Source organism: Yersinia vastinensis (genome assembly GCF_902726565.1).
In the GTDB taxonomy this organism is placed as follows: Bacteria; Pseudomonadota; Gammaproteobacteria; order Enterobacterales; family Enterobacteriaceae; genus Yersinia; species Yersinia vastinensis.
The window spans coordinates 319,841-331,638 of the sequence record NZ_CACVAF010000005.1 but is presented as its reverse complement, the minus strand read 5'-3'; the positions used below and the strand labels follow the sequence as shown (position 1 = coordinate 331,638).

Below are 11,798 nucleotides of genomic sequence, written 5' to 3'. Positions count from 1 at the left end.
GTGGCGATAATCAGTGGCGAGTGATATCCCAACCTCTGGCGCGCCATAACTCGGGCAGTTGCTGCATATCATCAAACATGGTGACCAAGGGGTGGTGAATAGGCTGGTTATGTGGATCGGCGCAGTAGTAAAACACAGGAATACCCGCCGCTACCCCTGCATGAGTTCCGGCAGCAGAATCTTCGACCAAAATACAATGCTCGGTGGCAACCTGCATCTCTTGTGCGGCATGGTAAATCAGGGCTGGATCTGGCTTCCAGCGTTGGATGTCGTAACCGCTATACAGCCGGTCTTCAAAGAAGGGCAGTAAGCCGGTCAGACCAAGGGAGTGTTGCATTTTGCTCACTGGCCCGTTGGACACCACACAAACCGGTAAAGTTATTTGCTCTAATAGCGCCTTGGCACCGGCGATAGGCTGCAATTGCGCATCGAACAAACGCGCTACCTCAGCTCGATAGAGTTTTTCCAATGTGTCTATCGGTTCATCTAAACCATTTTCTTGGCTGACAAGCGCGACGATTTCATTGAGTTTCACCCCTTTAAAACGCTTTATCACCTCTTCCAGTGACAGGTGAATATCATAATGGGCAAACATCACGACGTACGCCCGACAACATAGAACTTCACTGTCGACCAAGGTTCCATCGCAATCGAACATGACGCATTCTATCTGGTTCACATCTCATCCTTTAATGGTATAAATCACGAATTGTATAAATGATGGCTGACTTCACTTTAACCATCCTGCCCAATAATGCGATAAATAATTACCCTGCTAGCAATATAACTCATATCAAATGACTAAAATTCAATAAGTTGAATAATACATGGTTAATATCTAAACACTTGTTGCGCAACAAGGGAGATAAAAAACAACCAAAAAGAGTGTGATCTCGCTCTAAACAACGGTTTTTTTGTTATAGGATATCCCCAACTATCACTCCCTTTTGTGGAACGCCTCGAATGAGTAAACCAAACCTTGATACTGAGCAGGGGCTGCTCGAACGTGTATTTAAACTAAAACAACACGGTACAACCGCGCGCACTGAGCTAATTGCGGGTATGACCACATTCCTGACCATGGTCTATATCGTATTCGTCAACCCGCAAATTTTAGGGGTTGCGGGGATGGATGTGCAGGCTGTGTTTGTGACCACCTGCCTGATTGCCGCTTTCGGCAGTATTTTTATGGGCCTGTTGGCTAACCTGCCAGTCGCGTTGGCACCGGCGATGGGGCTTAATGCTTTCTTCGCTTTTGTTGTAGTTGGTGCGATGGGGATTTCATGGCAAGTGGGCATGGGGGCTATCTTCTGGGGCGCAATCGGTTTCCTTTTACTGACCATTTTCCGCATTCGTTACTGGATGATTGCTAACATTCCATTGAGTCTACGGGTGGGGATCACCAGTGGTATTGGCTTGTTTATTGCCATGATGGGGCTGAAAAATGCCGGTATCGTGGTGGCAAATCCGGATACGTTGGTGATGGTAGGGGATCTGACCTCTCACAGTGTGCTGTTGGGAGCATTGGGCTTCTTTATTATCGCGGTGCTGGCATCACGTAATATTCATGCTGCGGTGCTGGTTTCTATTGTGGTAACCACCTTAATTGGCTGGGCGCTGGGTGATGTGCATTACTCCGGTATTTTCTCCATGCCGCCAAGTGTGACGTCAGTGGTTGGGCAGGTCGATTTAGCCGGTGCACTGAATATTGGTATGGCGGGGATTATTTTCTCGTTCATGCTGGTTAACCTTTTTGATTCATCCGGCACATTGATTGGTGTGACGGATAAAGCCGGTTTGACCGACCATAAAGGCAAGTTCCCGCGTATGAAACAAGCGCTGTATGTGGATAGCATCAGCTCGGTTGCCGGTGCTTTTATTGGTACATCGTCAGTCACCGCTTATATCGAAAGTTCCTCAGGTGTGTCAGTTGGTGGCCGTACTGGTTTAACTGCCGTGGTGGTTGGGATCCTATTCCTGCTGGTTATGTTTATTTCCCCACTGGCCGGGATGGTTCCTGCGTATGCCGCTGCTGGCGCACTGATTTATGTCGGCGTGCTGATGACATCCAGCCTATCTCGGGTGAAATGGGATGATTTAACTGAAGCGGTTCCGGCGTTTGTCACTGCGGTGATGATGCCATTTAGCTTCTCAATTACTGAGGGGATCGCGCTGGGCTTTATCTCTTACTGTCTGATGAAGTTGGGTACGGGGCGTTGGCGTGAAATTAGCCCATGTGTAGTCGTGGTTGCATTGCTGTTTGTGTTGAAAATTGCTTTTGTTGATCACTGATAATTCATGACTGGCAAGTTGCCGTGAAAACGCCCTCCATCTTGGTTGATGGGGGGCGTTTTGTTTATAACCTTGTGTTTTTATGCTTTCAACTGAGCGCTGATTTGTTCCAGAGCCTGCGTGGCGCATTGTGCATCCAAATGCCCGCCCGGTGCACCGGCAACACCGACCGCACCCACCACTTCATCACCCGCTTTCACGGGCACTCCGCCACCTAACAGCAAGAAACCAGGAATGTCTTTCAGGTTATTGGCAGCTGGCGTTTTCTGGCTATTTTCCATCACCTGTCCACTAGGGGTTTTGGTCGACAAGGCTGTAAAGGCTTTTTGCTCACTGGCTTTTACCGTATGTGGCCCAGCATTATCAGCGCGCAGCACGGTTTTGATGATGCCAGCACGGTCTACAACTGTGACAGCAACGTTATAGCCGTCGGCCTGACATACCGCGAGGGTACGGCTGGCTAAATCAGTGGCTAGCGCCAAAGAGAGGTTGCGTTCAGTGTTTAAACCCGCAGCAGAGGCTTGAGTTATCAGGCCAATGAATAAGGCGGAGGTCAGGGCGATAGGCTTGATCATATAAAATCCTTATTGTTAGCGAAGTGATTTCATCACTGTGGCGCTATCCTACGGCGAAAAGTGGTGAAAAAACATTCGGCTAACTACCCGTTTTGCTAGGTATTTCTACCTATCTCCGGCGTACTCGACGTGCCTGTAGGGCTAGGAATGACGAGATATCAGTGATGCATAGTGATGAATAAGTAAGGCCAGTGAGCTAACATCTAGCTTGGCAAAAATGTTAGCGCGATGCGCTTCCACGGTTCGCGGTGAAAGTGACAATATATGTGCAATTTGCTTGCTGGTTTCACCCTGAATAATCAGTGCGGCAACTTCTCGTTCACGAGCAGAGAGTTGACCGAGCAATTGTTGATAGCTGGCCTGCTGTTGCTGAGTCGTCAGTGCCTGCTCGTGTTGTTCCAGCGCCATGCTGATGGTTTCGATGAGCACATCGGCATCAATGGGTTTGGTTAAAAACTCCAGCGCTCCCCCTTTAAAAGCCCGGCGGCATAATTCAACATTGCCGTGCCCTGTCATAATGATGACCGGGAGTGAGCTATCACTAGATTGAATAGCTTCTAATATCGTCATTCCGCTTTTACCCGGCATACGAATATCCAACAACACACAACTGGGCTGGGTCACAACCAAAGTATCGAGGAAGGCCTGGCCGTCACTAAAGGCGTTAATTTCCCAACCCATGGTCGTGAGTAGCGCGGTCAAGGCCGCTCGTACGCCTTCATCGTCATCAATCAGATAAATGTGCTTGGTCATGCGCGCTCCCAGTAATCAGAGGAAAAGTCAGGCTAAAACAGGCTCCGCCATGTTCGCTGTTCCCAGCTTTTATGTCACCTCCCATTCGCTGTACTAATGTTTCACATAGCGTCAGCCCTAATCCTAAGCCACTTTCTCGAGTGGTATAGAAGGGGGTAAACAAGTGATCGAGTTGCTGTTGAGTGAGCCCTGGTCCGTTATCTTCAATCTGAATAACCCATTGCTTGGTGTGCCGGCTAACGGTGAAATAAACCGTTGGCGTGGGGGTCTTTTGTATCGCATGAATCGCATTGCTGAGTAAGTTATGTAGAACCTGTTCCAACCACAGAGGGTCACTCTGGAGTGCAGGTAAATGAGCTGGAATGGTGTTTAAAATGGTGACGTTAGCTGCGGCGATTTCATGGCTCAACAACACGTTAACGCGTTGCCAGATATCGGCCACTATCACTGGCTGCAAGTTTATCTGCCCACGGCTGAGTAAAGTGCGCAGGCGATCCAGCAAAGCAGCAATCCGTTTGATTTGTGCCACTGAAGCCACCAGCAATGGTGCCACTTTCTCATCTTGTGGTGGCAATAATCTTAGTGCGGTTTGGTTATAAGTCAGCGTAGCGGTCAGTGGCTGGTTTAATTCATGGGCGATCCCGGTCGCAATTTCCCCCATGGCATTCAGTCTGGCTTGGTCGGCAAATTTGGCGCGTTGCTCGGCATGTGCACGATATTGTGCCAATTGCTGCCAGCGTTGCCAGCCATAGAGTGCGGCGGCAGTTATTAGCGAAAATAGCAGGGCGGTGAACCAAGGTAAATCACGCCAAGCCGGGGTTGCATGGGCGACTAAAGTGAAAGATTGCGCTCCATCCCCCAAAGGTTTTTGCCACTGCCAGAAGCTCTCGGCTGATGAATGGCCCAAAACAGCCAGTTGATGCTGCTGATAGAGCAACACTAAACTGTCAAAATGCGCGGGTAAGCCCACCACTTGCAGTAATTTTTGGCCATTAACTTGTAAACCGCTGCCACTGTATGAGTTAGATAGTCGGTAATCCCCCCCCTGAATGTGCAAGCTAAGTTGACCTGCTTTTGAGCTGTCTGCGGGGATTTGGTTTATCGCTACCAACTGTGGAAAATGACGCTGCAATTGCGTTAGCTGGCTTGGTTCTAACGCCAAAAATAAAATAGCCTGTTGCTGGGCCAGTTGTTGGCTCAGTTCACGGTGAGTGGTGCGGAACTCTGCTTCACGTTCGGCTTGTTGTGTGTTTAGCCCGTACCAACTCAGCCAGGAAGTGGATATTAGGGTCAGAATAAGCCAAAGCGTGATTTTAATGGCCATCAGTCAGGGGTATCCACAAAAGAGAAGGTGGCTATTGATAACATGTGTCGTGACAGGGAGAAAACCCCCAAGGCCGCAAAGCCGTGAGGGTTTTTTTGATGACAGATTATTTCACACGAACGCGATCAATATAGGTAGCAAAGGCAGAAAGCTGGCTGGTGAGGAAATCCAGTGTGCCTTGGTCAATCAGTTCTTTGGATTGCTCATCGACTTTGCTTTGAATGACGCCACCCATAAATTCAGGCTTATTCATCACCATCGCATCAAGGAAGACCAAAATCTGGCGTAAGTGATATTGGCAGCGTGCGCCACCCACAGGCCCCATTGAGCTAGTCTGAATCGCCACTGGTTTGCCCGCCAAGGGTTGGTTAGGTAAACGAGATAGCCAGTCGATGGCATTTTTCAGCCCACCCGGAACGGAATAGTTATATTCCGGAGTCACGATAATGACCCCATCGGCCTGACGAATCTGGTCAGCAATAGCCTGAATGGCGGCTGGGAATCCATCTTCCTGTTGCACGTCAGCATCATAAAGTGGGATGTCGCGGATAGAAGGCAGGGCTTCAATCGTCACTCCCGCGGGTGCTAATTTGGGCAGTGCACGTGCCACCATGGCGTTGTAGGAACCACTCCGTAAACTACCCAGCAAGGTAACAATTTTAAGGGGTTGCTGTGACATGACATACTCCCATTGAGTTAAAAACACACATGATCTTCTTCAAGAGTAGGCCAGAATTGCACGATAAAACAATGACTATCTACGGTGTTATCTCTTTAAATTTCACTTAAATCAGTGCTAGTTGCGGGTTTATTACACTGAAATTGTGATCACAGGAGAGGAACGAAAAAATCGTTTCTTTGTGTTATCAAGTCTGTGCGAGAAATGCCGTTAATAGATCTGGAGCTATCCAGCTCTCTTACATTGAGCGACTCGATAATGCTAAAAACCACTCAAGCCCGATTCACCCTACTCGTTAGTGCGTTTTTCATTTTCTTGCTGATAATCACCGTGGTGGTTATTCAGTTTTTTGTGACACCACAACTCAAACAGTCTGAAAGCACCATTATTGGCAACAGCGTCGACCAAATCGCGACGGCTATAACGGCGCAAATGAATAAAGTAGAAGCACAAGCCCGTAGTATTACGCAGGCTGTTGCCATAATGGACAGTAATACCATCGACCAATTATTACCGGGGTTAGTGGATCAATATGGCGACAGTAATGTCTTTGGTGGTGGGATTTGGCCATTACCGAATAAACGTGAGCAAGGGGTGATTAAATTCAGCACCTTCTTTGCCCGCAATGGGGATAATAAATTAACCGTTAACACCCATTGGAACTCGCCAGAGTCACAAAATTACTTTGAACAACCTTGGTATAAAGATGGCCTCAATGCTCCCAAAGGTTTCTGTGCCTGGGCTAAGGCTTATCAAGATGATGCCAGCCCGCAACCGAGGACAAACTGCGCGATGGCGATTTATAAAGGTGACGAGGTATATGGTGTTTCAACCATAGACGTCACTTTAGGTTTCTTTAACCGCCTGGTTAAAGAGATGGAACAGAAAGTGAATGGCACCATTCTGATTGTTGAAGCTGATGGCAAAATTGTGGGTAGCAGTGCTTTGGCCGACGGTAAAGCTGAGTTAAAGAACTTGTCAGATTTTGCCAGCAGTTCGCCGATGGCAGCAGAAACACAGCGGCTACTGGCGCAGGTGAAAGATCAGAAATCACTGGAAAGTGAATTTGATGTCGATGGAACATCACACACACTGTTCATCCGCCCTATCGCCAATAGTCCGTGGTATCTGGTCACTGATTTGCCTACCAGCTTATTGGTTAAACAGAGCCACAGCATTCTGATGCATTTGGGGTTAGTGCAGATCCCCATTATGTTGTTATTGCTGCTCTTCTTGGTATTTTCTATCCGTGTCTTTATGAAACGTCTGGCGGTTTTGAAAGAAAATATCACCGCACTGTCAGCCGGTGGGGCTGATTTAACCCAGCGCTTGCCACAAAGTACAAGTCCGGAGTTCAATGCCATTAACCAGAGCTTCAATGATTTTATCGACTATTTGCAGCAAATGATGCGGAAAGTGGGTGAAAGCAGTTTGGCGATAGCTTCTGCTTCTCGCCAAATCGCCAGTGGTAATCTGGACTTATCCGCCCGAACTGAAGATCAAGCCAGCTCCATTGAACAGACTGCTGCATCAATGGATGAACTCACCAGTACAGTGAAACAAAATGCGGATAATGCTAGCCACGCCAACCAATTAGCGATGGATGCCTCAACGGTTGCGGTAAAAGGCAGCACGGTAGTGAAACAAGTCGTGGATACTATGGGGTCTATCAATCATTCATCGAAAAAAATAGTCGATATCATCAGTGTGATTGATAGCATCGCTTTCCAAACCAATATTCTGGCGCTGAATGCGGCAGTAGAGGCCGCCAGAGCGGGTGAGCAGGGGCGTGGCTTCGCTGTCGTGGCCTCCGAAGTGCGTAATTTGGCTCAACGCTCCGCGACTTCTGCGCGCGAAATTAAAAAGCTGATCGAAGACTCGGTCGCGGATATTGCTATTGGTACGGGGTTAGTGGCTGACGCAGGAACAACCATGGATGACCTGATGAGCGGTGTCTCCAATGTGGCGGCATTGATGAATGAAATTATGGCATCCAGTCAGGAGCAAAGCTTGGGGATCGAACAGGTTAACTTGGCAATTAATCAGTTAGATAACTCGACACAGCAAAATGCGGCGCTGGTGGAGCAAGTAGCGGCTGCGGCTCAAGCTATGCAGGATCAAACATTGCAGTTGGAAACGGTGATCAGCGGCTTTAAGGTTTAATTCACTCCTCACGAAGATGCAAAAAATCGAAACCCCTTTTGATAAACAAAAGGGGTTTTTTGATCACTCACGACGAATTTTACGAGCAAATAAATTCCCCAGCGACTGGATGAGTTGCACGGTGATAATTAATACAATGGCCGTGGTTACCGTCACGAAAGTATCAAAACGCTGATAACCGTAAGTAATCGCCAAATCGCCAATCCCGCCACCACCGACAGTACCGGCCATCGCTGTTGCACCAATCAGGCCAATGGTTGCGGTGGTCAATGCCAATATTAACGATGAAAGAGCTTCAGGTAACAAAAAATACCAAATGGCTTGTAATGGCGTCGCCCCCATCGATTTTGCGGCTTCCAGAATTCCGGGGTTAACATCCAGCAGTGAATTTTCGACCAGCCTAGCAATATAAGGTGCGATAAAAATAATCAGTGGCACAATCGCCCCTGAAGTGCCTATGGTGGTATTCACAATCAGGCGGGTCAGCGGAATGATCGCCACCATCAAAATAATAAAGGGCAGTGAGCGGATAATATTGATAATAGGGTTAAGAATATTATAAAAAACACGATTCTTAATAAGCCCGCCAGGCCGGGTCACCACCAGTAAAATACCTAAAGGAATACCAATAAGAGAACCGATCACCAAAGAAATACTGACCATCACCAAGGTATCGTGCAGTGCCTGGATAAATTGCTCCAGAGTAATTGCCGTTTCGATCATCAATTTATTTCCTGTATATCAATTCCTGTTTCTGCCAGATAAGTGATGGCGCTTTCAATCGTGTGGTTATCTCCGGTTAATAGCAGCACCATATGACCCAGCGTGGTGTCCTGTATCTCTGACATGTTGGCAAACAGGATGTTGACGTCGATGTCATATTGTTTGATTAACTGGTTAATGACCGGTTGTGTGGCGATAGTTCCCATAAACGCTAATCTGAATTGGCGACCGGCATGACTGCTGTCTAATTGTTTTTTTACACTCTCAGGCAAACTGTCTTTTATTACGGTACGTACAAAGTTAATGGTTGTAGGATGAGTAGGATGACCGAAGACGGTTAATACTGAGCCTTGTTCAATGATCTGGCCGTTCTCCATGACTGCCACCTTATTACATATCTTTTGGATGACTGACATTTCATGGGTAATCAGCAGCACGGTAATATTATATTGCTGATTTATTTTCTTCAGTAAGAGTAAAATCTGAGCGGTAGTTTGCGGATCCAGTGATGACGTTGCTTCATCACATAATAGAATTGAAGGGTTCGTTGCCAGTGCGCGAGCTATGCCGACCCGCTGCTTTTGACCGCCCGATAGCTCACTTGGGAAACTATGACTTTTATCACCCAACCCAACAAAATCCAGTAATTCAGCAACTCGCTCCTGAATAAATTTTTTATTTTTTCCTAATAAGATAAGCGGCATAGCGACATTTTTAAAAACGGTCTTTGATTCCAGTAAATTAAAATTTTGGAATATCATCCCAATGTTTTTTTTCAGGAGTCTAAGCTGTTCATGGTTAAATTCATGCAAATTCTTACCATCAATCACGACATTTCCTGACGTAGGACTTTCCAGTGAATTGACCATCCGCAGTAAGGTACTTTTTCCCGCTCCGCTATAGCCGATAATGCCAAATATATCGCCATCGTCGATAGTTAAACTGACATCATCAAGCGCCTGAAGTTTTATCCCTTTGCGTTCAAATGTTTTAGAAATATGCTGAAGCTCAATCATCAAGTTATTCCATTAGTTCAGATAAGCAGGCAGCATATAACCGGCATACTTTTCATTTTCCAGAATGTATTTTTTGAATTCAGGTGAGTGATATCCAGCAATAATATCCTTGGCAAATTTAGCATCTTTATTTTTCCCGGCAACCGTTACCACATTAACAAACTGAGGAGTCGGTTTTTCAAGTTGCAGGGCCGAGGTAAGTTTTATACCATTAGAGACTGCAAAGTTTCCTTGAATAGCACCAAAGTCAACATCAGGCAATGCTCTAACTTGCTGGGCATTATCCATTTCTTTAATCACTAAATGATATGGATTCTCTGCAATATCCTTTTGAGAGAAAGTCGCGGGATCAATCTTTTCTTTTAATTTTATCCAACCAATAGATTGTAGTAAAAGAGCTGCACGGTACTCATTTGAGGGTTGATTTGGCACTGATATCCACGCTCCCTCTTTCGGCTTATCATGCTTTTTATGTTTATCAGAATATAGTCCCATCGGCGGGGTTGGTACTTGAACAATACCCGTATTATCAATACGTAGGCGATCATTAATGGCTTGTAGATAAATGGGGTGCTGCATGATGTTGCCATCAATTTCGCCAGTGCTGACCGCATTATTTACCTGAATGCCATCATTAAAATCTTTATATTCAATAAGGTAACCTTTCTTTGTTAAATAGGGTGCTACGCCTTTCTCGAATTGCTCTTTATAAGGGCCAGGATTAAACCCTAGCTTAATGGTTTTCTTCTCTTCGCTATGAGCATTCAGTGAAGTTAAAATAATTAAACTGAATAGTGGTATCGCCAATGAATGCATTTTCATCATAATTTCCCAGTGAAATAAATATTAATTCAGATTCTAAAAGAGAATATATTGATAAGGTTGCAGGCTATTGGGTTGTCCGTAAACGAAGAATATAGACTTAGCTTATCTATTCTCGATATATAGAAATTATCAAGATATAGAATAGGGCGTTATCAGAATAAGATTATGGGGAGAAGTAGAATTGTAATAAAAAACCCGCTACACATGGTGTGGCGGGTTTTTGAGTGATTAGCCCTGAATCAGATTAGGGATTTTTACCACGGGATTAACGTCAGCATCATAATCCACGCCATCAACAGCAAAACCGAACAGATTTAAGAACTCGGTCTTATAGCCAGTGAAATCAGTCAACTGATAGATGTTGTCGTTAGTGACTTGATCCCACAACTGTTGTACCTGTTCCTGAACTTCAGGAGCCAGTTCTTTGTAGTCAGCGCGCAGGCGGCCTTCTTGGTCCATATGTGGTGTGCTGCCACACAGGCTATCTTTGTACAGTGAATAAACTTGCTCGATACAACCCTCGTGCGTTCCTTTCTCTTTCATCACTTTGAATAACAGTGATAGATACAGCGGCATCATTGGGATAGCAGAGCTGGCCTGAGTTACAACCGCTTTCAGCACGGAAACACGGGCATCACCGCCGCCGTGGGCAGACAAGCTATCGCGAATAGCCAGAACTTTTTGGTCTAAGTCTTTCTTGGCCGCGCCAATAGAGCCATTCCAATAGATATCATGGGTGATTTTTTCGCCCAGATAAGTGAACGCAGTTGTTTGCGCGCCTTGTGCCAGTACGCCAGCTTCCAGCAGGGCATCAATCCACATCTGCCAGTCTTCACCGCCCATGACAGCTACGGTATTGTCGATCTCTGCTTGGGTAGCTGGCTGCAGAACCGCTTCTTTAATCACTTCTTTATCGGTATCAAGGCCACGGAATTTCACTTCATGACCGATGGGTTTCAGTGTGGAGTTAAACACTTCACCGGTTTTTGGGTGAGTACGACGTGGTGAAGCCAAGCTGTAGATAACTTGATCAACCTGACCTAAATCTTGCTTGATAGCATCAATAGTCAGGCGCTTAATCTCATCAGAGAAAGCATCACCATTGATGCTTTTCGCATACAGACCTTTTTGTTCAGCGAATTTGTGGAACGCTGCGCTGTTATACCAGCCAGAGGTACCCGGTTTGCCTTCTTCACCCGGACGTTCAAAGAAAACGCCCAGTGTATCGGCACCACAACCAAATGCTGCTGTAATGCGGGCGGCTAGCCCGTATCCAGTTGACGCACCAATCACTAATACTCGTTTTGGGCCATTAGCGATTGCGCCTTCTGCAGTGACGTAGTCAATTTGCTTTTTGACGTTAGCTTCGCAGCCCGCCGGATGAGCAGTCACACAGATAAAGCCGCGTACACGTGGTTTTATAATCATGGATACCTCAATTTATAGAT

11 protein-coding genes are annotated in these 11,798 nt (G+C 46.4%); 2 read left to right on the top strand and 9 right to left on the bottom strand.

Going from position 1 to position 11,798, the window contains the following annotated elements:
• Positions 1–10: 10 nt before the first annotated feature.
• Entirely contained in the window at positions 11–679 is a 669-nt protein-coding gene (yieH, locus tag HUZ92_RS10080) for a 6-phosphogluconate phosphatase (protein ID WP_050099328.1), read from the bottom strand.
• Between the two features lie 284 nt (positions 680–963).
• Here yieH and HUZ92_RS10075 point away from each other — a divergent pair, with 284 nt between their 5' ends.
• Complete coding sequence (locus tag HUZ92_RS10075) at positions 964–2,292, top strand: NCS2 family permease (protein ID WP_050099330.1); 1,329 nt, start codon at positions 964–966, stop codon at positions 2,290–2,292.
• An 80-nt stretch (positions 2,293–2,372) separates the two neighbouring features.
• Here the strand turns inward: HUZ92_RS10075 and HUZ92_RS10070 are convergent, their stop codons facing one another.
• From HUZ92_RS10070 to HUZ92_RS10055, 4 genes are all read right to left on the bottom strand, one after another.
• Positions 2,373–2,867, bottom strand: coding sequence for a GlcG/HbpS family heme-binding protein (locus HUZ92_RS10070; protein ID WP_050099332.1), 495 nt, complete (start codon positions 2,865–2,867; stop codon positions 2,373–2,375).
• 141 nt (positions 2,868–3,008) lie between these two features.
• On the bottom strand, positions 3,009–3,620 hold the full coding sequence (locus HUZ92_RS10065; RefSeq protein WP_145579525.1) for a response regulator transcription factor: 612 nt from the start codon (positions 3,618–3,620) through the stop codon (positions 3,009–3,011).
• Positions 3,595–4,944 carry a sensor histidine kinase gene (locus HUZ92_RS10060; RefSeq protein ID WP_145579524.1) on the bottom strand — a complete coding sequence of 450 codons (1,350 nt, stop codon included), beginning with the start codon at positions 4,942–4,944 and terminating at the stop codon, positions 3,595–3,597. The genes HUZ92_RS10065 and HUZ92_RS10060 overlap by 26 nt, the downstream gene beginning before the upstream one ends.
• Positions 4,945–5,050: 106 nt before the next feature.
• Positions 5,051–5,623 carry an NADPH-dependent FMN reductase gene (locus HUZ92_RS10055; protein ID WP_050099338.1) on the bottom strand — a complete coding sequence of 191 codons (573 nt, stop codon included), beginning with the start codon at positions 5,621–5,623 and terminating at the stop codon, positions 5,051–5,053.
• Between the two features lie 258 nt (positions 5,624–5,881).
• Between HUZ92_RS10055 and HUZ92_RS10050 the strand changes: the two genes are divergently transcribed.
• Positions 5,882–7,786 carry a methyl-accepting chemotaxis protein gene (locus HUZ92_RS10050; protein ID WP_050099340.1) on the top strand — a complete coding sequence of 635 codons (1,905 nt, stop codon included), beginning with the start codon at positions 5,882–5,884 and terminating at the stop codon, positions 7,784–7,786.
• A 63-nt stretch (positions 7,787–7,849) separates the two neighbouring features.
• Here HUZ92_RS10050 and HUZ92_RS10045 read toward each other — a convergent pair whose 3' ends face one another.
• From HUZ92_RS10045 to fabV, 4 genes are all read right to left on the bottom strand, one after another.
• A complete protein-coding gene (locus tag HUZ92_RS10045) occupies positions 7,850–8,509 on the bottom strand; it encodes a methionine ABC transporter permease (RefSeq protein ID WP_174846821.1) in 660 nt (219 codons plus the stop codon).
• Entirely contained in the window at positions 8,509–9,525 is a 1,017-nt protein-coding gene (locus HUZ92_RS10040) for a methionine ABC transporter ATP-binding protein (protein ID WP_050295600.1), read from the bottom strand. The genes HUZ92_RS10045 and HUZ92_RS10040 overlap by 1 nt, the downstream gene beginning before the upstream one ends.
• Before the next feature lie 12 nt (positions 9,526–9,537).
• Positions 9,538–10,347 (bottom strand): MetQ/NlpA family ABC transporter substrate-binding protein, encoded by an 810-nt coding sequence (locus tag HUZ92_RS10035; protein WP_174846823.1) that lies wholly within the window; start codon positions 10,345–10,347, stop codon positions 9,538–9,540.
• 231 nt (positions 10,348–10,578) lie between these two features.
• Entirely contained in the window at positions 10,579–11,778 is a 1,200-nt protein-coding gene (gene fabV, locus HUZ92_RS10030; RefSeq protein ID WP_050099347.1) for an enoyl-ACP reductase FabV, read from the bottom strand.
• Positions 11,779–11,798 lie beyond the last annotated feature (20 nt).

Coding starts and splice junctions, on each gene's coding strand:
- HUZ92_RS10075 (WP_050099330.1), top strand. CDS start 964: ATGAGTAAACCAAACCTTGATACTGAGCAGGGGCTGCTCGAACGTGTA.
- HUZ92_RS10070 (WP_050099332.1), bottom strand. CDS start 2,867: ATGATCAAGCCTATCGCCCTGACCTCCGCCTTATTCATTGGCCTGATA.
- HUZ92_RS10065 (WP_145579525.1), bottom strand. CDS start 3,620: ATGACCAAGCACATTTATCTGATTGATGACGATGAAGGCGTACGAGCG.
- HUZ92_RS10060 (WP_145579524.1), bottom strand. CDS start 4,944: ATGGCCATTAAAATCACGCTTTGGCTTATTCTGACCCTAATATCCACT.
- HUZ92_RS10055 (WP_050099338.1), bottom strand. CDS start 5,623: ATGTCACAGCAACCCCTTAAAATTGTTACCTTGCTGGGTAGTTTACGG.
- HUZ92_RS10050 (WP_050099340.1), top strand. CDS start 5,882: ATGCTAAAAACCACTCAAGCCCGATTCACCCTACTCGTTAGTGCGTTT.
- HUZ92_RS10045 (WP_174846821.1), bottom strand. CDS start 8,509: ATGATCGAAACGGCAATTACTCTGGAGCAATTTATCCAGGCACTGCAC.
- HUZ92_RS10040 (WP_050295600.1), bottom strand. CDS start 9,525: ATGATTGAGCTTCAGCATATTTCTAAAACATTTGAACGCAAAGGGATA.
- HUZ92_RS10035 (WP_174846823.1), bottom strand. CDS start 10,347: ATGAAAATGCATTCATTGGCGATACCACTATTCAGTTTAATTATTTTA.
- fabV (WP_050099347.1), bottom strand. CDS start 11,778: ATGATTATAAAACCACGTGTACGCGGCTTTATCTGTGTGACTGCTCAT.